Origin of the sequence: Burkholderia glumae LMG 2196 = ATCC 33617 (assembly GCF_000960995.1) — a bacterium.
GTDB classification, from domain to species: Bacteria; Pseudomonadota; Gammaproteobacteria; order Burkholderiales; family Burkholderiaceae; genus Burkholderia; species Burkholderia glumae.
Window position 1 is genome coordinate 980,697 of sequence record NZ_CP009435.1, and the last position, 20,155, is coordinate 1,000,851.

Consider the following 20,155-nt stretch of genomic DNA (forward strand, 5'->3'; position numbering starts at 1 on the left):
TTCGTCAATGACTGCGGTCGTCGTCCGTTTCAGCGGCTAATCCGCGCGCTCGGCGAACCGATCGCAACCCAACCTGGGAGCGGATCGGGAGTCGGCCTCGGGTGATAGACGGGCCGCCGGCTTGACATCGTGCAATCGCTTCGATGCAGAACCTAGCGAGCACGGTCCTAGCCTTACAGATCAAAGGCCTCGTCCATATCGCCAAATTTCGTGTACTAACTCGTGTACTAAAAACGGACCGTGACCCGAGTTATCCACGGGGGCACGCAGCATTGCCCGGCGATTGAACGCTCGAGCGATGCCGGGCATGACGCTACGCGCTCGACGAGGGACACGACACTCGATTATGAGGTGCAGAAATGGCAGGTACGCCGCAGCGGCGCGCGAATCGCGCGAGAATCAAGCGCAACCGTCGGCTTTGGTGGGGGCGGCCGCTCGCAGATGGTAGGGAAGCCGGGGCGGTCATAGACACGCCGACGCCCTGCAGTTGCTGGATGTGCGGCAATCCTCGGCGATATTTCCATCAACTGACGATTCAGGAGTAGCGCTGGCAACAGGAGATCGACGATGCCGCGCGTGCTCATCAAGCCGCGGGCGGTGATCGATATGTCCACCCCGGAAGGGCGAGACGAGGTGCTCCGTGCCATGCGCAAAGTCATGGAAGAGCATCGCGAGGTGCTGGAGCGGCTCGCCAAACGCTAACTGGCTGCCATCCCCAAGTTGCCGATGACCGAGGGACCGTCGGCACTCTTGACGCGCTGGAGGCGTCCTCGGCATCAAAATACCTTGCACGCAGTTCCGAGAAGCGCCGATATGTCCACATCGTTTGCCCCGCGGTATGTCACCGTGCTCAAGTTTTGCGAGATGACCGGCTACACCGAAGACGCCGTGAAATCGAGGTGCCACAACGGTGTGTGGGGCGAGAGACAGGTATGGATCAAGGCACCGGACGGGCAGATGCTCATCGATATCCGCGGATACGAGAAGTGGGCGGAGTCCGCAGAGAACACGCGGTACACCACGCCGGCCGCCGAACCCGTATTGATCGCCGATCTGCTCGATGCTTGGCTCGCACGACAGAGCAACGTCCTTGCCGCAAGCACTCTCGAGGGCTACCGGAAGATAGTCAACGGCGCGCTGAAGCCGGCCTTCGGCCATCACGCGCTGTCGAGCTTCAAGCGCTCGCACGCGCGTGACTGGGCGGCCACGCAGACCTTCGGCAATAAACGGATGACGAACGTGTTGTCGGTCCTGCGCACCGCGCTCGATGAGGCGACCGAGGACGAGCTCGTAGCGCGGAATGTGCTCAAGAACTGGAATTACCAGCGCAACGACGGGCTCAAATCCGACGACGATATCGATCCGTTCACGTCTAACGAGCAGTGCGTGATCCTCGGAGCCATGAGCGGACAAGACCGCAATCTGTTTCAGTTCGCTTTCTGGACAGGCCTGCGCACATCGGAGATGGTTGCGCTACGGTGGACCGACATCGACTGGGCGCGCGGGATAGTCCAAGTGCGGCGAGGCCAGACACGTGCGGCACGCGTCCTGAACAAGGTCGAGAAGACGAAGACACGCGCCAGCCGGCGCGACGTGAAGTTACTCGGACCGGCCCTGGCCGCGCTGGCCGATCAGAAGCAGTTCACGCTGCCCATGGGTGCCGAGGTGTTTCACAACCCACGCACCGGGGCGCCGTGGAGCGGCGACCAGGTGATCTGGCTGGCCTGGAATCGAGCCATCGAGCAATCACGCGTGCGCTACCGCCGCCCGTACCAGACGCGACACACCTACGCGAGCATGATGCTGTCGGCCGGCGAGCCGCCGATGTGGGTAGCCAACCAGATGGGTCACATCAGCCTCAAGATGATCGAGCAACGATATGGACGGTGGATCACCGACGCCGCGCCAGACGCGGGTAAGCGGGGGGAAGCACTGTTCATCGGCTAGCGACGCTCGCCGTCGAGGGAACGTGCCGGCTCGCTCTCACTGCGGCGAAGGCCAGCAGCGCCGGACGCCCTCGGTGTGGCGCAAGCGCGTCGAGCATCGGAGGCCGCGTAGTTGGCCTGGCCCGCGCCGCCGGCCAGCGCGATCGAGCACTCGCCGCGGCGCACCGCCAGGTGCAGGGCCATCAGCGACGAGGAACAGGCGGTGTCGACCGCCAGCGCCGGCCCCTGCCAGTCGAGCACGAAGGCCAGCCGCCCGGCCGTCACGCTCAGCGCATTGCCGGTGCTGCGCTGGTGCGAGAGAGCCTCGGCGCCGGTCGCGAAACGGCGCATAACGGGCATCGCCGGTTTCGCGTAACGCCCTGGCAAGAAATGCGGCGCGAAATCGCTTCTTGTAACCTTTCGCGATACCAACACATAAGGAGCCGACAATGCCGATCCCGCCCGTTACGCCGATCCCGCAGATTGCGCCGGCCATCTGCGCAGAGCACACGCTTTGTTTCGAGTACGCGAAGGGCCTTCCTGCGGCCGTAGTCGCATTGCTGGCTGCATTTATTGCGGCGACTATCGCGTTCCGGCAGTACCGGGTTGCAAAGGCCAAGTTGAACTTGGATCTGTTCGAACGACGGTACGAACTGTTTGACCTTGTCTGGGATTACGCGTCACATGTCTCGCACAACGGAGTCGGCTGGCTCCACGGCGAACAACGCATCGATCTTGCTAACACACAGCCGAAGATTCAATTTTTGTTTGGCCCTGAAATAGCGGACTACGTTCACGAAATCCTTGAGAATTCCGCGTCTCTGTGGACGATAGAGCAGGCTACGGCGGCAAACAACGGAGTAACGCCACCGAATCTAGTCGAGCGCCACACTGAACTGACGCGCTGGTTCACGTTCGAGGCAGCAAGCGGAGTTCGAGAGAAATTCGGCCGCTATCTAGATTTTCAGAAGTGGCGCTGAATTTACGTGGTGCGCCCAGGGACGGCACGGCCGACGTGACGGCCAGGATCGACGCAGGCCTGCTCGATCTATCCGCGATAGGCATCGTCGCTGTAGAGCTCGAAGCGAGCAGTCCAGGTAGCCAAGCCGTCAAGCCCGTCCAGCACATCCTGGTCCGCAGCACCGCATCGTTGAGCACGGACGAACGGGCCAAAACAGCACCTCGCGCAGACGCGCGGGCGAAGCCTCGTTCGGCGACAGCACCATCTCGCCCACTCAGGCCAGCACGAACAGGCCATCGTCCGGTAGCACGCTGCCCTAGGGTTCAGCGTGAAGTGGCCGGTTAGCGGGTTGCGTGCATGCTGCTGGACGGAACGGCATGAGCGCCTGCGCCACGGCCAGATGCGATTTGAGCTGACGCCTTACGGCGCCATCCCACATTCAACAAGCGCTAGGAGTCAGCTTCCGATAGCTCTTCATGGACACCACCGTACTAGGTGATCGCCGTTCAAAGGCACGGGCTTGAGGCGCTACCAACAAGAACAGCGACTTCTTCATCTTTACCGACGCAGCAATTTGCTCAAGCGACATACCCAGCCGTTCGGACAAAAGTGATATGGCGCTGTCAAACAGCTCCGGACGCTCGTGAGGAATCTGAGAATCTTCACGCTCTGTATATCGCTCGCTTTTGGCAAACAAATGCCCAATCAACGCGCGTTTGTACAAATCCTCGGACAGAATTCCTAATTGACGCGCACGGTATAGCAACGCTGCCTTGCTAACGCGCCAACGCATTTTCATTTCTGAAAGCGCGATCCAATTGATTTGCGTGCCACCACGTAACGCCGGAAACTCCTTCACAAACGAGCTCCGCGGCAGCAGAAATGCCGACGCAAAACGATTCGCCTCTGCCTCCGTTGCTTTGTCTCCGGTGCTTCGGCCAACATGGCCGACGAGATGACCGATTTCGTGGGCGTGATCGAACCTCACTCGACATGCAGAAGCATCAGCGCTATTCGTGACTACGATCGGCCGGGGCGCTGCAATCGACAACGCGTCAATCCCGCGCCCAGCACTCTCGAACGTGGTTACGACCGCTCCGGCATTTTCGACGACTCGAACCATGTTCCCAATCGGACCAACACCTAGCCCCCAGTGTATTCGGCACTTCTCCGCTGCACGTTCAGCGGCCTCAGGCGATCCAATATCGTGCTCAGGGAAGTCAACGCTCGGCAGCTTAAGCGTGCCGTCGATGAAATCCACAATCTTGCGAAAAAGCTCCCCCGTAGCCATGGCGGCCTGCTTATCCGTCGGCTTTGTTCCGATCAACTTCCGAAAATGAAACACGTCCTCTCTCAACGCTTGCCTATCACCTGCGAACAAGAACTCAGGCTCAACGTTGAGGAAGGACGCTAATGCATGAACCAACTGAGGTGTTGGCGTGTCGGTTCCGGATTCGATACGCTGGATGTATTGCTTGGACTTCTCTACAGCCTCGCCAACGTCCGCCAGCGACAGTCCCTGTGCGCAGCGAACGAGGCGAAGGTTTGCTCCATCAAATACGGCAGTCATTTCACGTTGTCATTACCTGCACGCGGAGCAGACTCCTCGGATTCCGGGATATCTGCACGCGCGGGTGCTTGAGGCACCTCTTCCGGAAGTTGATCATTGAGGTCACTGAGGACGCGAACATGGCCGTAACGCCATTCGCACACCACCTCCTGCATGACGTTGTAGCCGACGAAATAGATCTCGAGCTCGTCGTCGTCCGTCAGAGGACGTTGGACGATAAAGCGGAAAATCACTGGCTCGCGATCGTCCGGATCGAATAATCGATCGGAATCATTGCGGCGCCAGAAGCCCTTCTTTTTTGGCGTCTCGTGATCGTCCCGAAAAAAACGAAACGGAAGCCCACCGATCTCCAACGTAACGTCCATCGCCGAGTTGGTGAGCTTCAGCCACGAATACTCGCCCGAGGTCGCCAGACGAATAAGACGCTGCCGCGAGCGGCTGAAGAACAATGCACCTCTACCGTAGTTACAGTCGTCATCGGAATCGAGAAGCGTCTCGACGCCGTAGAAGATTTCACGCAGATTCGAGGCAATCAGGTTAAGGCGGTCTTCAGACAAAGCAGCCTTAGACTTCCACGGCAATGGCATGTGCATCAGCGCTCACTTTTTCGGTAAATGACGGAATCGTCAACCAGATATTGTCGGAAATTCGGACGATCGTCAACCGCCATGCGCTGTGACGTTTACCCTACCGCTCACACTGCTCGGCAAGCTCCTTCAGTTCGGCGCTCCCGTGTTGGCGTCGCCCGGCTGGACGTCCGGGTGCGTGTGCGAATGCAGGCTGGTGCCGGCTGCTGTGACGTCCTGCTGGACGATCAGCGGACCCTGCATCGCGGCGTTCCCGCCAAGCGGGCCCTCACCCTGCGTCATCTGGCCGTCGACTTCGACGATCGGCGCGGAATTCGTGATCTCCTGGCCGGCGGTGATGCCGACCGTCTGCGTCGCCTGGATCACGATGGTCGGCGCGGCCAGGCGGATCTGCGTGGGCGACGAGATCGTGATGCCGGCCGCGTTGAACTGGACGATCTGCTGCGGCGCGCCGTTCAGGAAGCCGCCGATGTAGAGGCCGTCGGCCATGTCGAAGATGCGCTTCGAGCCGGGGTTCGCGAAGCCGCGGTTGGCCTTGGCCGAGGAGATGTCGCGGTCCTCGATGACGGCCACGCCGATATCGCCGACCTGCGGATCGATGATCACGGCGTTCGCGCCGCCCTGCAGCCGGAAGAACGGCAGGTGGTAGATCGTGCCGTGCGGGACCGAGTTGTTCCAGCCGTCGAGCTGGCTGACGAGCGGCTGCACGTCGACGAAGCCGACCGGCGCCACGTCGCCGGCGCTCGTCACCGCCTTGACCGCGACCAGCCGCGCGCCGCTGATCTGGCGCAGGATCTGCCAGGTGATGAATGACAGGGCATTGAACCCGGTTAGATCCGTGGTCTGGTCTTGCTGCCCAAGATAGGCATTGTCGTCAGGAAGCATGGGTGGGCCTCGCAGTTATACGGGTGAACCATTGCCCATTGGGCGTCTCGCTCTCGAGGGTATGAATCACCTCGGACACATACCAGACGCCGGCAGCAGGCGTCAGCGAACTCTGTATCCGTACGTACCCTCCCGGGATGATGCTGTGGTTGAACTCGGTGGTCGCCTGAATCGCGTTGCTGGAGAGCGTCGGATAGCCCACCATGCCGGTGGCCGGCGAGATGACCGGAATGTCGGGCGTCGCGCGCGCGCCGGTTCTCGGCCAGATGGCGAGCGTGCCGCGATCGAGCGTGTAGTAGATGTCGGCTGCGCGCGCGCATGCCTTCACCTGCATCAGCGTCGTCCCGGGAAAGTAGGGGTTCGAGAGCTGGACGTTCACGCCGTTGTTCTCGAACTGGACGCCCATCGCTTGCGCGAAGCCCTGCATGATCGTCGCGACGTCGGCCGGGCCGGTGAAGCTGGACGCAGCGGCCGGCTTCAGGGCAGCCGCGCCGCCAGCAACGCCGATCACATTCAGCGCCACATCGGGCATTCCCTCGAACTGTCCCCAGGATTCCTTGATCGAGCCGTCGTAGATCGACGCCAGGCCATCCTCGTCGTCACCGGCGGCCACCAGGATCGTGTTGTTCATGCGCACCGAGGCGTTGATCAGCCCAACGGACGTGAGCTGGTTCATCATCGACAACGACAGACCGTAGATGCGAACCTGAGCGTGCGGCATGGAGTCGCCGGGCACCGCCCGGATCATTGCCTGCACCCGTAGTCCAGTCAGCGTAACGGTGCTCGCCCCGCTCTCACCGAAGGTTCCGGTGCCGAGCGACAGCGTGACGTCGATTCGTTTTTTCGTGAAGCTCATGACAGGTCTGATCCCTCGAGGTAGACGAGTTGGAAGCGCGCGCCGAGGCCGGGGTAATCCGGGTCGTCGACGAATCCCAGGTAGGCGAAGCGGATAAGAGCATTCAGCTTCTGCGAGGCCACGGCGCTTGGCGGAATGCTCTGCATCACAGCACCCCGCCGAACGTTCCGCTTACTCCCACCGGCCCGAATAGAGCAGCTTGACCAGCGGTCGGCGTGACGGTTTGAACCTGCCCAAGAGACACCGGATCCGCCGATGCTGGACTCGCGACATTCGAGAACGTGTTGATGCGGACAGCACCAGTTACGGTGCTAGATGGCGTGTTGTCCTGATATGCAAACTTTGCAACCACCGTCTGCCGCACCTCCTCGACGAACACCTCGACGACGAGCAGCGTCACGCCAGCGCGCGACGTGCGGCGATAGTCGTAGGCGATGACGTTGGCGTTCTCGTAGGTGACATCCGGCGTCACGACGCGGAACAGCATGGTCGATTGCTTGGCCGCCTCGATCTGCGCGAGGAATTCTTGGCGGGCTGCCTCCGATTTCGCGCAGACGAGCTGCACGCGCGCCTGGTATGGCACCTGCACCTTGTTGTAGGAGGCAAACCCGCCTTCTTCCTGTGGGTAACCGGAGATATGCGAGTCGCCGCGGTACTCGATCGACAGCGCGGTGTCGGCCGGCGCCACCGGCACGCCGCGGCTGTCGAAGATGCCCCACTGCGGCCGAAGAATCGACTGCAGGAAGTCGACGGCGTCGGACAGGACGGTGCTGATCGCGAACGAGCCCAACGACTCGCCGGGCGCGCGCGGCAGGGCCGGCACGCCAGGCAGCGGCGGCACGTTGGGGAAGTCGGGGACCGGGAGATTCGGGAGCGGCATGGTCAGGACATCCCCGTGTTGGCCTGGCTGACGTCGAACTGAAACTGCCGGCGCCCCACCTCGTCGATGAAGTCGCGCGCCAGGCCCGCGCCGTCAGTGGCACTCGAATGAATATGGATCGGGCCAGAGAAACTGGTCTCGTTCGAGTTCGTCGTATTCGAAACACTGCTCGAAAGCCCAGGCAGAGTCGCTACGGCGGTCTGCCGCGCAATCTGCGCCGCGTTGGCTCGACCGAGCGCCCCATATAGATCGGACGCGTACAACGCGCGCTGCTGGGCCTCCGAATCGGCGTTTTTGGGACGCTCGTAGTAGCGAGACGCAATAGCCGCCGCATCGAGTGCATTGGTCGACGCCAGCAGCCGACGCCCGGCGTCCCGCTCGCCGCCACTGCGAAGCTCGTAGTTCGCGAACTGCAATTGCTGATCGAGCGTGGAACTTCGGATGTCAGTCCCGAACAGCTTCTTGAACGCGTCCTGTCGGTCCGGGTGCCACTGACCGATTCCGTAGGCCCGCCCGTTGTCGCCAATAGCAGTCGGATTCAGTTGGCTTTCCCGCCAGAAGTTTGCAACGAGGCCCACTGCTTGCTCTTTGGACCATCCCATCTCCATCAGACGGGAGACTGCCGCAGCGGAACGCATATCCTTGGCGAGATCAGCACCGTTGCCATACGCGCTGGAGCCGCCTGCAGCGGTAGAACTTGAGGACGATCCGCCAGCGTCGGCTCCATCGCTGCCGACGTCGTTGATGTCCGCGAGAAACTGCTTGCCGTGCTTGATGACGTCACCCCAGCGTCGCTGCACCAACGCGTTGATGACCTCCCCGAGCTCGGAGAACGCATTTCCAAGCCGTCCAATCGTCTTGATGCCACCATCGAGCTCAGCAAAGAACGATTTCACATTGGTGGTGACCTGCTTCCAGTCGATGTCTTTCACCCACGCCGCGAACCGCTCCGCGAGCGCCACGATCTGCTTCCCGATCTGGTCCGCGTGCGCCGCGAACCAATCGGACAGCGGCGTCAGCAGCTTCATGATCGCCTCGAACGCCGGCGTCATGCCGATGACCGCGCGCTGCGCTGACAGCACAATGCCCTCCTTTAAATCCTTCCAGCGGTTGTCGAGCGCACGCAAGCGGTCGGCTTCTTCTTGCGCTAGCTGGTTGAGCTTCGACTGGCGGTCCATCTCGGCCCGCAGTGCAGCCGGCCCGCTCATCAGGGCGTCAGCCATGGCTCGGCTGTACCCCTCTTGCTGCATGGCCAGAATCGCGAAGCCGCGCCCTTGGGTTTGCGCGAGCCGCTGGGAAATCTCCGCGTCCTGCTGCAGCTTCTTGATCGGATCGTCCACGTCGCGCACGCTGGCACCCTTTACGCCGGCCCGGCTGGCGTTCATCAGGTAGGCCTGCAGGCGATCGTCGAAGTCACCGTTCTTCAGCTTGGCGGCTTGCTCCTGGATGCCCCGCATCGCGTCGTCGGCATCGGCCGCCGAGGCTCCCAGGCGATCGAACGACTGCTCGACGGCACGCACTTGACCGGGCACCATGCCCAGATCTCGAGCAAGTTGGCCGGTCGCAATCGCGCCCTTAATGGTCTGCTCAGCGAACTCCTTGATGCCGATCCCGGCGGCGAACAGACCAACGATGGCGAGCAGCTCGGTGCGAAAGGCGCGGAACGAGTCGGCGGCGCGCTTGTTCCGCTCCTCGATCTGCTTGGCCGCCGCCAGCTCCTCGGCGGTGAGCTTCTTTGTCAGTTGGCCGGCCTCCGCCTTGCCGCGCTTGAACGCGGCGGCGTCGAGGCCGAGGGTGACGACAAGTGCGTCGACGATGGTGGTGCCCACGGTCACTTCCTCCGTTCTGCCGCGACGCGCTCGTTGTAGCTGTCGACGGCGATTATTTCGAGCAGGCCATGCAAGTCGGTCTGCCCCAAGTTGGTTTGCAGCTCGGCCAGGGTGGCCAGCCGGCGGGAAACGACCGCGCCGATAGTGCGCGGCACGTTCGGGTAGTTGATCAGGCGCCCGGTGTCGGCGCCGCCCCAGTGGCCTGCGCGGATTGGGCGGCGCCGAGAAAACCCTCGAGGTGCAGGTCGAGCACGACCTTTCGCAGGCGCAGGCGCGTCGAGACTTCCTCGGTGTCGTCGTCAATCAGCGCCCGCGCGCCGCCGGCGGTGCCGTCGCCGAACGCGAACTGAACGCAGGTCATCATCTCGTCGAGCAGCGGTTTCGCCTGTTCGAAGGGAACCTTGGTGATCGACTTGATGCCAATCGCGGCCACGCCAGCCATTCCCATGGACAAGACCTCGTCCGGGATTTGCACCCCGGCGCCCATGACCGCGAAAAGCGCCCGCGCCGCCCAGTCCTCCGACCGTGCGGCCGACATCTCGGTGATCAGGAAGCGTTTGCCGGCGTCACGACCCTCAGTCGCCGTGAAGTTGGTGGTTTTGCGAGCCATGCTGTTTCTCCAATGAATGTGGAATTACCCCGATGCCATCCGGCCACCTGGCCGACGCAACCCTGTCCGAGCGCCTCACGAACCGCCCTCTGCGTTTCTAGACTCACGTGCGCACTCCTGTAGACTTCCGCCCCCAGATTCCGCTGACGGCACGCCGATCTGCGCAGCCCGCTCCATCAATCCGGCGAGCCTTCGACGCGTCCGCATCCGGCCCTTCCTTCCGCTGGCCGGCGTCATCTCTGCCCGTTCCGCCTCGCTCCAGTAGTCCGGCCGCTCACATGCCGCCCCGAGAAGCAAGCGCTCCAGCGTCCTGCCTCGGCACTCCCCAGCCCGCTTTTCCTTTTTGAGCAGCGCCACCAAATCGCGGCTGGCCCACGCCGTGATCTGCACGAAACCAGCTTTCCGCATCCGCTTGCCGTGCGCCTTCAAGCGCTCTGCCGTCGTTGCCATATCCACCTCTCCCACCGTTATCCGGACCGTTACCACGGTCACAGGTCGTCGTTCATGTCGTCCGCCGATGCACTGTCGCGCATGGCGGCGCGTTTCCGCTTCACGTGGTAGGCCGTCACCACCGCATGGGCCACCATGTCCAGCGCCGGCTTCGCGTCGCCGTGCTTGTCCGTCCACACCTTCGGCGTCAGCGTGCCGGCCAGCGCCACCGAGTCACCGTCCTCGAGTGCCAACAGCGCATCACCCACCGTCGTGCTGAATGCGATCACGTTCACGAACATCGCCTCACCACCGTCCACCGCGGCGCGCACCTTGCACGTCACGAACTTCCCACCGTTGCGTCCCTGCCGGCTCGTCGCCGTGCCGAACAGCTTTCCGCTCACCAGTCCATCGATCACGATTTGCTCCAGGTTGAATGTTTCAGAAAGAGCCTATGCACCCTGTTTGTCGCGTTTGTCTCTTCCCTAAAGGGAAGAAGAGACAACGCGACAAAACTGCAAGGGGCCTTGTCGCGCGTGTCGCGCAGAACAAATGCGACACGCGCAACATCGACAGATTTCGCTTAAGCCCATGCCTGCCGGCCATCCGACGGGATGTCGCCAAGCTTCGCCGGCCAATTTGTCGCGCATGTCGCGCATCGCAAACGCGACAAACTGCGGACAGCTCGAAACCGACCCATTTTTTTGCCAAACGCGACAAAATCGGCGCGCTCATTCGACACCTCTGGCTGCTGCGAAAATGCCCGCCGTGTGGTGCAACAGCCCTGCCTCGGCGAGTTTCTTGCAGGCCCGATAGACGGATGGCCGCGTGTACTGATCCTCGAAATGTCGTGCGACCTCCGCGCCCTTTGCACCCGCGTTGCGAACTCGGAGGAACTCCAGCACAGCGCCCTCGACCGCGCCCAGTTTCTTGCCTGGCATCGGCGCTGCCGGTGCGTTTTCTGGTTGCACCACGCACGATGTAATCGGTGATCCCCACTTCGATAGACCGAGTTGCACGACGTCGAGCCGGAACCCAATGCGCTCGCCCTTACTGGCGAGGTCGCGCTGCTTCGTGATCTCGGCGCACCGCCCGGATGGGGAGTCCGTCACCTCAATCTCAGTGTCGATCGCAGCACGGATGCCGCTCCAGCCGCGGGCCCCAGCGGCCACCGCCTTCCCTGCGTGATGGATCAGCATGAAGTGCGCATCGCACTCGGTGCGGATCCGATCGAAGCGCTCGATAACGCGCCCCATGTCCTGGCCAGCGTTCTCGTTCGCACCAGAGCTCAGGCGTGCCAGCGTGTCACCGACGATCAGCCGGACGGGCACGCCCACCCGCGCTTCGAGCGCGCGCACGGTGTCGATGACGGCATCCGTATCGGCGTCGCCCTCGAAGAGATTGATCGGGTTGCGTGTGACAGCGAAGTTCGGCACCTGTACACCGTGGTGCCGCTGATATGCCTGCAGCCGCACCAGCACCGAGGTTGGCGATTCCGCGGCGAGATACACGACGAGCCCTGGCTCGGTCTGTCGGTCAATCCAGGGCACCCCACGAGCGATAGCCGCAGCCATGTCGATCACGAAGAACGTCTTGCCGCTGTTCGAGTCGCCGTACAAGACGCTGCCCCCGCCCGCCGTGAGGAGCCCCTGGACCAACTCGTCAGGCGCGACCACGGCGTCCGGCAGATCGTCAGCAAACGCCACATCGAGACTGAGCCGTACCTCTGGCTCGCGGGCGGCGCGCAGCAGCTCGGCCAGTGCTTCGGCCCCGTGCTCCGCCTCATAGTCGTTGGCGTCGTAGTTCGTGGGCTTGTCCTCAGGCAGCTCCGCCCACGCGCCGCCGATGTCCCGCGCAATCGACTCAGCATCCACTTCCTTGCCGCGGTCAGGCACGATCACGACACGCGCCGCCGGATAGCGCTCGCGCAACAACGTCGCCACCGTCCGAGAGCGGCCCGCGCCGAACGTCACCACCGCGGCGCCGTTGAAGTCGGCTCGGGCGCACGCCCATGCCTGGCCGACGCCTTCGCACACATACACCGCGCCGTCGGAGACAATGTCGCCGACCACGAACAGCCCATCACCAAACGACGCACCCGGCATGTTCAGTTTCTTGCCGGCACCCGGCGGTGGGATGAACTGAATCGTGCGCAGTTCACCATCGAATGAGCGCACGGGCACCGCCAGCCAGCCGGCGACGCGGTAGTCTTGGATAGTCAGTAGGCTCTCGGTCGGCACCACTCGAAGCCCACCGGCGCTGCCGCGCTTCGCCGCAATGTAAGCATGATCAGCATGCGCCGGCGGGTAGCCGGCCAGCACGGCTTCAAGGTCAGCGCCTGACTTTCGTTCGGTGCGCACGGCAGGCGGTCGGCCGGCAGTGCGCTTGATGCGAGCCAGAGACTGCGAGCCCCGGCCTATGCCACCGGCCATGTGATAGAGCGTCGCGGCTCCGACACCGCCGTCGGGGTCGATGCTTCGCCATACAGCGCGCGCGTCGCGCTCGCCACCGAAGTTGGCACCGCCTGCCGACCAGTCGAGAAAGTCGTCCTCGGACAGCCCGGCCGCCTTCGCCGCCATACCGGCACGAACCCAATCCTCTCGACTGCAGGTCGCATCGAGCGATCGCAAAGCATCGCGAGCCCGCTCGATGTCGTCGTGCCCGTTCTTCATGCGTGGTGAAATGATGTGGGTGCCGTAGGCGGTTGGGACGTGCCGGCCTTGCCAGATGGTCGGCAGACGCGTCGAGCCGCATATCCGTCGCCGTCGAGCTCCTCGCACAGGAGTCGGGCAGCATTCATTGCATCGCGATGGGTATCGCGCGGCTCGCCACACACGGATTCAGTGCACGCCTCCGCGCCGCCGCCGTGTTGAATCCGCAGATACACGACAGGCACCCATTGCGGAGAAATGCCCGTCAGATACTCCTGCCACGCAGCAAGATCACCTGCGCTCAGGTGGCCATGCGCGGCCGCGAAGGGCAGCACCTGATCCAGGCGCTGGCGCGCGCGCCCATCAAGCCTGTCAACTATCGACAACGCGCTTGCGAGGGACACGTGCCACGCGCCGCCGGGCATCAGCGGGTCGCGGATCTTCACTGTGACGTCCTCGCCGGGATTGAGACCGATGTCGTCGCCGACCCACTCGAGGTTACCCATGGCACACCTCCGCGCCGACTTGAGGCATATGGGTGGAGCGATAGACCGCCAGCACCTTGCCTGCGACTCGCATCCGCCACGCACCGAGGCGGGCGGCTGTCCACTCACCTGCACCGCTAACATCGACCTGCATGCCGGCTTCCGTCACGGCAAACCGACGACATCCGCGCCATTCGACGCGCCGCCCATCCGACGAAAGCATCTCGACGAGGTAAAGGCCGTCCGAGCGCACTGCTTGCGTGTCGAGGTCCACGTGGAGAATGTCGGTAGCAAGAACGGCCGGCGGGTAATGGCAGTCGACGGCCGATTTGAAAACGGATCCGGAAGGGTGCCGCAGTTCGCGATCAGAGTTGACATGCGACCGAGCCTGGAGCGCGCGCGGGGCGTCGGCGACGATGACGTCATGCATGGGGCACCTCCAGCACGTCGTAATCGAAATGTGCCGCAGCGTCCAGCAACAGCAGCAGGACACCGGGAAGGGCCGCGCGGGAAACGAGCATCGCAGGCTTGCGCTCCGGGTCGGCGCTGGCGCTCGTGCGCAGCAATACGAAGCCAGGCGTCGCTGACGCTTCGATGTGGGCGTGGATGGAGATCATCACTGGCCCTCCGCCCGATAGTTCAGAGGATCAGCCAACCAGCGCTTGATCTCGGCATTCGGCCAGACAACAAGCTTTGCCGACGCACGCGTGCCACGTGGGAAGCGGCCTGCGGCCTCTTGCAAGCGCACCCATTCGCGCGAGAAGCGCACGAACGGCGCCAGGTCGCGCCAACGGCTATAGCCGGTCGTGGGAAATTCATCCAAGTTCGGGAGCGGCGGAAGCGCGGTGCGTTTTGCCTGATTGCCTCCTGCACCACCAGCCGTCTCCGCGATTGCTGCGTTGGTCGTCATTGCGATTCCTTGCGCCTTGTGTGGCTTTGTTTGCAATGACGACAGGTTGTAGCCTATAACTTTCGACAATCAAGACGCTGCCCAGGGCGCCTTTACCAGTAAGGGTTTTGGGGAAGTTATATAACTCAAGGTATAACTACGAACGGATGGCTATCGGGGAATCCAAGATGCCAAAGCTGGTCCGGAGGCCGTTTTTTTACCTCGGCATATCTTGCTAATGGCCGGCTGAGACACACCAAACTCAGCAGCCAATTTCGTCTGCGATTCGCCGTTGCCCGCACGCCTACGAATTTCTGCGTGCTGTGCGGGAGTCAATTTGGAACTTCCTTTTGATGCGGCAGAAGGCAGTGCCGCCAACGAGGGTGGCGCCATTGCTCGAGCCTTTGCGTATTCCATGATCTGCTCAGCAATGCGATCCATGTCCACAATGGGATCAGTGATCAGCTCTGACGGATGAAGAGGTAATAACGTCCCTGGCTCATAGAACTCGATCGAGCCAGCCGCTTGCAGTTCTGTCAAAAGCTGCTCATATCTCGCAGCTCGATGATGGAGCAATTTGAGTCGAGCATTCGCGCCGCGCGACATCTCCGCCAATTCTGGGAACTTAGAGAGCAAAGCGACAGGCGCCTCCGGAGCGGGAAACGGATACCATTCTCCGGACAGCGGATCACGATAGCCGCCTTGACGCTTCAGAATTTGCCGCGCTTGAGTTTCGGTTTCGACAGTCTGCCGCTCGGCGAGCGCCAACGCCGCCTGCGACCAATAGCAGTGATTCCGCATTGCGCCCTCACGCAATCCCTTATGAGGAACCGCGCCGGCCCGGTAAGGGAGCCGGGTTTTCGGGGATCAGCCTAGGCGCGGTATGAACGATTATGCCGAATCGGCACGCCCGTGACATGCAGAGGCTGGCATGCGCAGACCTTTCATTGGCAGTCGCCCCAATGCTCGGCCTCGCGCAACAACGCCGCATGAGCTCGGGCCGCATACACGTCAGCACGGGTCATGCCGTCAGGCGTCTTGATCACCTCGGCGAGTTCCGCGAGTGACGGTGAGCTCGATACGGATACGCCCCCATCAGGCATGTCCTCGATGGTGATTACGTGCTTCCTCATGTTGGATCCTGTCTTCACTGAATGCTCACGCCGCTGACGAGCCGAAATTCCCGATAACGACCTTGCGCCCCTCCTCAATCTGGGCGTCGACGAAGTCCGCCCATAACGCCAGGATCCGCCGCCGTTCGCCGGCATACTCGGCTCGGTTGTAGACGCCCTTGATGCCCCTGATGGAGTGTGCAAGCGCCTTCTCGATCGCGTCGGAGGATTGCCCCATCTCGTGCAAGTGTGTTGAAGCTGTACGGCGGAAGTCGTGCAGCACGAAGTGCTGAACCTCCATGTCGAGCGCGCGCACCGCCTGATTGAGGGTGCTCTTCGCAATCGGCCGATCGGCGCCGCGAGACGATGGAAACACGTACTGCTGGCTTGTCCGGTTCTCGTGCAGTTCGCGCAGCATCGACACGGCTTGCGGTGCGAGGTAGACCCAGTGCTCGCGGTCCTTCTTCATCCGCTCGGCCGGAATACGCCAGACACCGGCATCGAGGTCGAACTCACTCCAGCGCGCCTCAATCAGTTCAGACTTGCGGACCATCGTCAGTACCAGCAGATGAATGGCGAGCTTCAGCGGCCGACGGATGCTCGACGCATAGACAGCGCGTAGCACATGCCCAATCTCATCCGGCGACAGCACTCGGTCGCGGCTTTCCTGCGTGGCGACGAAGCGCGCGACAACCGCCTGCGCCGGGTTAGTCGTCACGAGCTGGCGAGCGATCGCGTACTCATACATCCGCTTCAGGACGTTCCGCGTCGACAGCGCCATCTTCGGCGCGCCACGCTGTTTGATCCGATCGCAGATCGCCAGGACGTCACCAGGCGTCACCTCGGACACCGGCTTGCCGCCAATGGCCGGGTACACGTCCTTCTCGAGCGCACGATTCGTGGTCCGCTGGTACTCCTCGGATTTATCAGCCATCTGTTGCTCGACCCAGTAAGCGCCGAACTCCCGCACCGTGTTGAGGCTCTTCGTCGTGCCCCGATCCTTGCGAGCATCAGCGACGGGAGACACGCCGCCGGCCACAATCTCAGCGTAGCGGCGCGCACGCTCGCGCGCGGCAGCGAGTGACACCGCTGGGTAGTCGCCGATCGTCACGGTCGGCTGCTGCTTGCCGTGGAGGGAATAGCGGAAGCGCCAGATCTTCGCCGCGGACGGCATGACCTCAAGCACGAGCCCGCCGCCGTCCGAAACGGTGTAGCGAGACACCTTCGGCTGCAGCGCCTTGATTCGGGTGTCGGTCAGTGGCTGGACGATTCTGGGCATGGTTAGTACACGGCTTTCAGTACATGGTCGTCACGTGTACTGAAATGTGTACTAATGAACCCTTGGTGTCAATGGGGAATGATGGGGAAATTTTGTGTAGGATTTTGGCTGAAACCCTTTCTACGCGGGGGTTCCGTTGGTGATCTTTGGCATTGGTTGGAAGCTGATCATTTGCCGATGCAAAACCGACTAAAAATCACCCCCAGCAAATCATCGGAAGTGAATTCGCCGGTAATCGAATTGAGTTGCTCCTGCGCGAGTCGCAACTCTTCCGCGAACAGGTCGAGCGCCTCGGCGTTCTGATCGGCATGGCCCGCCGCCTGCGCGAGGTGCGCCTGCGCCGCGCGCAGCGCGATCAGATGCCGTTCGCGCGCCAGGTAGACGCTCTCGGCGCCCGCCTGCCAGCCGGCGATTCGCAGCAGTTCGGCGCGCAGCAGGTCGATGCCGTCGCCGCGTTTCGCAGACAGCCTGACCTCGCTCAGATCGAGCCCGCCGGCCGCGTCCGCCTGCGCATGGCCGCCGAGATGCGCGACCGCCGGCGGCGCGTCGGTCAGATCGGTCTTGTTGAAGACGCGCACGACCGGCACGCCGGCCGGGAAACGCCCGGCAATCGCGCGATCGTCCGCACCGAGCCCCTCGCGCGCATCGAGCAGATGCAGCACGACATCGGCGCGCTCGATCTCGCCCCAGGTCCGTGCGATGCCGATCTTCTCGACCTCGTCTTCGGTTTCGCGCAACCCGGCCGTATCGACGATATGCAGCGGAATCCCTTCGATCTGGATCGTCTGCGCGACCTTGTCGCGTGTGGTCCCCGCGATCGGTGTGACGATCGCGAGCTCGGCGCCGGCCAGCGCGTTCAGCAGCGACGATTTCCCGACGTTCGGCTGCCCGGCCAGCACCACCGACAGCCCCTCGCGCAGCAGCGCGCCCTGGCGCGCGTCGCCGAGCACGCGCGCGAGCCGTTCGCGAATCCGCGCGAGCTTGCCGCGCGCGTCGGCAGCCTCGAGGAAATCGATCTCCTCCTCAGGAAAATCGAGCGTCGCCTCGACCAGCATGCGCAGCCCGATCACGTCGTCGACGAGCGCATGAACGTCGCGCGAGAACGCGCCGTCGAGCGAGCGTCCGGCCGAGCGCGCCGCCGCCTCCGTGCTGGCCTCGATCAGGTCCGCGACCGCCTCGGCCTGCGCGAGATCGAGCTTGTCGTTCAGGAACGCGCGGCGCGTAAATTCGCCGGGCTCGGCAAGCCGCACGCCGTGGCCGCGGCCGGCATCGAGGCAGCGCTGCAGCAAGAGCTGCAGCACGATGGGGCCGCCATGGCCCTGCAGTTCGAGTACATGCTCGCCGGTATACGAGTTCGGTGCCGGGAAATTGAGCGCGATGCCGCGATCGAGCGCCTCGCCCGCGCCGTCGAGAAACGGCACGTAGCTGGCGTGGCGCGCGGCCAGCAATTGCCCGCACACGGCCTGCATCAAGGCCTCGGCCGCGCTCGCGCCGGCGCGGCCGAACGAGATTCGCACCACCCCGATCCCGCCCCGCCCGGGCGCGGTGGCAATGGCAACGATTGGATCGGAATCGGTAGTCAGCATCGGAAAATCGCGGGAGGAATACGAAACGGGACGGCGTGACAACCATGCCGGCGCAACGCCGCATTGTAGCGTGCCGGCCTTCACGCGGCCGACGGCAGCCGACACGCCCTCGCCGCCTATCACGCCTGGCAGGTCTTAGCCAGTTTAAGCTAAATGTGAGGCAAATCTGGCGTGAAGACGCCACACCATCTCGCGCATTTCCGGATTTTCACGTCAATTTATGAGATAAAGCGCGGAAGTAGGAGGCAGACAACCAACCCTTGTTCAAGCTCATGAGATAGATATGACGCATCCGGTTGTCATCTGACCGGCGCCCGGATTGCACAATTTGCGCATGCCGACATTCGACGAAAAAGCGGCGTTTTCGGAACGCCTCAAATTTGCGCTATTGCGTAGTCCGGAGAAGGTCTCTGGCGCGACGGAACTCGCGCTGCATTTCAACCTGCGCCATCACGGCGATCATCCGGTTTCGCCGCAAACCACGCACAAATGGCTGACGGGCCGCACCATCCCGACCGCGGACAAGCTCGCGACGCTCGCCAACTGGCTGCGTGTCGATCTGCACTGGCTTCACTACGGGCCGCCGCCGGGCACCAGCCCGCATGGCACGCCGCGGCCGCTGCCGCGCGACGAGCGTTATCCGCCCACGCCCGAAACCATCGAACTCGCGACGAAGATCGAGGCGCTATCGTCGCATCATCGCTATCTGGTGCAGGAACTGATCGAGCAGTTCTACGGCGACGCACCCTGAGGGCGACCCCGTGCCGCGGCTGGCGCATCCCGCCGCTCGACGGCTGCTGCAAAATGCCGCGCGCCGATCGATCCCGGGCGGCCGTATCGTTCGGGGATGCGTGGGGCTCGGCAGCGAGCTGCCAAATAGAATCGACACCGCCGCCTTCGAAGACCTCGGGCCCGCTCGCCACTGCCCGGCATGCCGCTCTCGCGCAGGCTTCGCATCACGCCATTCTCCCAAACACGCTAAATTCCGAACGGCTCGTGCCCGCCCCTGCCAGACCATCGGCCTGCTTTTCTCCCGCTACGTCCGGGCATTTACGAGATGACCGCGCCATGCGGTCGATCATGGTTTGGTTGAATCCACCCTTATTTGAGATAAATATAGCGCGACCAGTTGTCACTGGCGGCGAATGCCGCTTGCACAATCGTCCGCATGCCTACGCCCGAGGAAAAAGCGGCGTTCTCCGAACGTCTCAAATTCGCCCTGCTGCGCAGCCCGGAAAAAGTGTCGGGCGCGACGGAGCTCGCGCTGCATTTCAATCTGCGGCACCACGGCGAGCAGCCGGTCTCGCCGCAGACGGCGCACAAGTGGCTGAGCGGTCGCACCATCCCGACGCCCGACAAGCTCGCGACGCTGGCCGACTGGCTGCGCGTCGATCCGCACTGGCTGCACTACGGGCCGCCGCCCGCCACGGCGCGCAACACGCCGAAGCCACTGCCGCGCGACGAAAAGTATCCGCCCACGCCCGAGACGATCGAACTCGCGACCAAGATCGAGGCGCTGTCGCCGCACCATCGCTACCTCGTGCAGGAGCTGATCGAACAGTTCTACGGCGACGCCTCCGAGCATTGATCCGCCCCGCTTTCAGACGCGTCCGCGCGACGC

25 protein-coding genes are annotated in these 20,155 nt (G+C 63.0%); 5 read left to right on the plus strand and 20 right to left on the minus strand.

The features are described from left to right. Window positions 1–567: 567 nt before the first annotated feature. On the plus strand, window positions 568–702 hold the full coding sequence (locus KS03_RS33080) for a hypothetical protein (RefSeq protein WP_017432220.1): 135 nt from the start codon (window positions 568–570) through the stop codon (window positions 700–702). Between the two features lie 111 nt (window positions 703–813). Beyond that, window positions 814–1,947, plus strand: coding sequence for a site-specific integrase (locus KS03_RS16960; RefSeq protein WP_232252222.1), 1,134 nt, complete (start codon window positions 814–816; stop codon window positions 1,945–1,947). Here KS03_RS16960 and KS03_RS33205 read toward each other — a convergent pair. Beyond that, window positions 1,944–2,375: a beta-ketoacyl synthase N-terminal-like domain-containing protein gene (locus KS03_RS33205; RefSeq protein WP_269671292.1), complete on the minus strand. Its 432-nt coding sequence runs from the start codon at window positions 2,373–2,375 to the stop codon at window positions 1,944–1,946. The two genes, KS03_RS16960 and KS03_RS33205, sit on opposite strands and share 4 nt — an antisense overlap. Between KS03_RS33205 and KS03_RS16970 the strand changes: the two genes are divergently transcribed. Continuing rightward, a complete protein-coding gene (locus KS03_RS16970) occupies window positions 2,375–2,905 on the plus strand; it encodes a hypothetical protein (RefSeq protein WP_017432217.1) in 531 nt (176 codons plus the stop codon). The genes KS03_RS33205 and KS03_RS16970 overlap by 1 nt on opposite strands. Before the next feature lie 420 nt (window positions 2,906–3,325). On the opposite strand, the gene KS03_RS30090 is transcribed toward KS03_RS16970, so the two are convergent. From KS03_RS30090 to mnmE, 19 genes are all read right to left on the minus strand, one after another. Beyond that, a complete protein-coding gene (locus KS03_RS30090) occupies window positions 3,326–4,456 on the minus strand; it encodes a helix-turn-helix domain-containing protein (RefSeq protein WP_080942759.1) in 1,131 nt (376 codons plus the stop codon). Then, a complete protein-coding gene (locus KS03_RS30095) occupies window positions 4,453–5,049 on the minus strand; it encodes a hypothetical protein (protein ID WP_017432216.1) in 597 nt (198 codons plus the stop codon). Before KS03_RS30095 ends, KS03_RS30090 begins: the two co-directional genes overlap by 4 nt. A gap of 123 nt (window positions 5,050–5,172) precedes the next feature. Then, on the minus strand, window positions 5,173–5,928 hold the full coding sequence (locus KS03_RS16980; protein WP_017432215.1) for an oxidoreductase: 756 nt from the start codon (window positions 5,926–5,928) through the stop codon (window positions 5,173–5,175). Next, window positions 5,918–6,784 (minus strand): baseplate hub protein, encoded by an 867-nt coding sequence (locus KS03_RS16985; protein ID WP_045678857.1) that lies wholly within the window; start codon window positions 6,782–6,784, stop codon window positions 5,918–5,920. The genes KS03_RS16980 and KS03_RS16985 overlap by 11 nt, the downstream gene beginning before the upstream one ends. Further along, window positions 6,781–6,933 (minus strand): hypothetical protein, encoded by a 153-nt coding sequence (locus KS03_RS32320; RefSeq protein WP_167343609.1) that lies wholly within the window; start codon window positions 6,931–6,933, stop codon window positions 6,781–6,783. The genes KS03_RS16985 and KS03_RS32320 overlap by 4 nt, the downstream gene beginning before the upstream one ends. Next, on the minus strand, window positions 6,930–7,664 hold the full coding sequence (locus tag KS03_RS28975) for a hypothetical protein (RefSeq protein ID WP_017432213.1): 735 nt from the start codon (window positions 7,662–7,664) through the stop codon (window positions 6,930–6,932). The genes KS03_RS32320 and KS03_RS28975 overlap by 4 nt, the downstream gene beginning before the upstream one ends. 2 nt (window positions 7,665–7,666) lie before the next feature. Further along, window positions 7,667–9,493 (minus strand): phage tail tip lysozyme, encoded by a 1,827-nt coding sequence (locus tag KS03_RS28980; RefSeq protein WP_127913923.1) that lies wholly within the window; start codon window positions 9,491–9,493, stop codon window positions 7,667–7,669. A gap of 2 nt (window positions 9,494–9,495) precedes the next feature. After that, a complete protein-coding gene (locus KS03_RS17000) occupies window positions 9,496–9,648 on the minus strand; it encodes a hypothetical protein (RefSeq protein ID WP_017432211.1) in 153 nt (50 codons plus the stop codon). A 14-nt stretch (window positions 9,649–9,662) separates the two neighbouring features. After that, complete coding sequence (locus tag KS03_RS17005) at window positions 9,663–10,103, minus strand: hypothetical protein (RefSeq protein WP_017432210.1); 441 nt, start codon at window positions 10,101–10,103, stop codon at window positions 9,663–9,665. A 488-nt stretch (window positions 10,104–10,591) separates the two neighbouring features. Continuing rightward, window positions 10,592–10,951: a single-stranded DNA-binding protein gene (locus tag KS03_RS17015; RefSeq protein WP_017432208.1), complete on the minus strand. Its 360-nt coding sequence runs from the start codon at window positions 10,949–10,951 to the stop codon at window positions 10,592–10,594. A 312-nt stretch (window positions 10,952–11,263) separates the two neighbouring features. Next, on the minus strand, window positions 11,264–13,204 hold the full coding sequence (locus KS03_RS17020; protein ID WP_017432207.1) for an AAA family ATPase: 1,941 nt from the start codon (window positions 13,202–13,204) through the stop codon (window positions 11,264–11,266). Beyond that, window positions 13,201–13,689, minus strand: coding sequence for a hypothetical protein (locus KS03_RS17025; protein WP_045678858.1), 489 nt, complete (start codon window positions 13,687–13,689; stop codon window positions 13,201–13,203). The genes KS03_RS17020 and KS03_RS17025 overlap by 4 nt, the downstream gene beginning before the upstream one ends. Continuing rightward, window positions 13,682–14,098, minus strand: coding sequence for a hypothetical protein (locus KS03_RS17030; RefSeq protein WP_045678859.1), 417 nt, complete (start codon window positions 14,096–14,098; stop codon window positions 13,682–13,684). The genes KS03_RS17025 and KS03_RS17030 overlap by 8 nt, the downstream gene beginning before the upstream one ends. After that, window positions 14,091–14,285: a hypothetical protein gene (locus KS03_RS17035; RefSeq protein WP_017432205.1), complete on the minus strand. Its 195-nt coding sequence runs from the start codon at window positions 14,283–14,285 to the stop codon at window positions 14,091–14,093. The genes KS03_RS17030 and KS03_RS17035 overlap by 8 nt, the downstream gene beginning before the upstream one ends. Then, entirely contained in the window at window positions 14,285–14,578 is a 294-nt protein-coding gene (locus KS03_RS17040) for a helix-turn-helix transcriptional regulator (RefSeq protein WP_042967235.1), read from the minus strand. The genes KS03_RS17035 and KS03_RS17040 overlap by 1 nt, the downstream gene beginning before the upstream one ends. Window positions 14,579–14,728: 150 nt before the next feature. Then, window positions 14,729–15,325, minus strand: coding sequence for a helix-turn-helix domain-containing protein (locus KS03_RS32450; RefSeq protein ID WP_174484818.1), 597 nt, complete (start codon window positions 15,323–15,325; stop codon window positions 14,729–14,731). 176 nt (window positions 15,326–15,501) lie between these two features. Next, entirely contained in the window at window positions 15,502–15,690 is a 189-nt protein-coding gene (locus KS03_RS17045; protein ID WP_017432203.1) for a hypothetical protein, read from the minus strand. 25 nt (window positions 15,691–15,715) lie between these two features. Then, entirely contained in the window at window positions 15,716–16,948 is a 1,233-nt protein-coding gene (locus tag KS03_RS17050) for a tyrosine-type recombinase/integrase (protein WP_017432202.1), read from the minus strand. A gap of 167 nt (window positions 16,949–17,115) precedes the next feature. Beyond that, entirely contained in the window at window positions 17,116–18,534 is a 1,419-nt protein-coding gene (gene mnmE / locus KS03_RS17055; RefSeq protein WP_015877344.1) for a tRNA uridine-5-carboxymethylaminomethyl(34) synthesis GTPase MnmE, read from the minus strand. Window positions 18,535–18,868: 334 nt separating this feature from the next. Here mnmE and KS03_RS17060 point away from each other — a divergent pair, with 334 nt between their 5' ends. Both KS03_RS17060 and KS03_RS17065 read left to right on the plus strand, forming a co-directional pair. Further along, window positions 18,869–19,285 (plus strand): transcriptional regulator, encoded by a 417-nt coding sequence (locus KS03_RS17060; protein ID WP_015877345.1) that lies wholly within the window; start codon window positions 18,869–18,871, stop codon window positions 19,283–19,285. 417 nt (window positions 19,286–19,702) lie between these two features. Further along, entirely contained in the window at window positions 19,703–20,122 is a 420-nt protein-coding gene (locus tag KS03_RS17065) for a transcriptional regulator (RefSeq protein ID WP_015877346.1), read from the plus strand. Window positions 20,123–20,155: the final 33 nt, after the last annotated feature.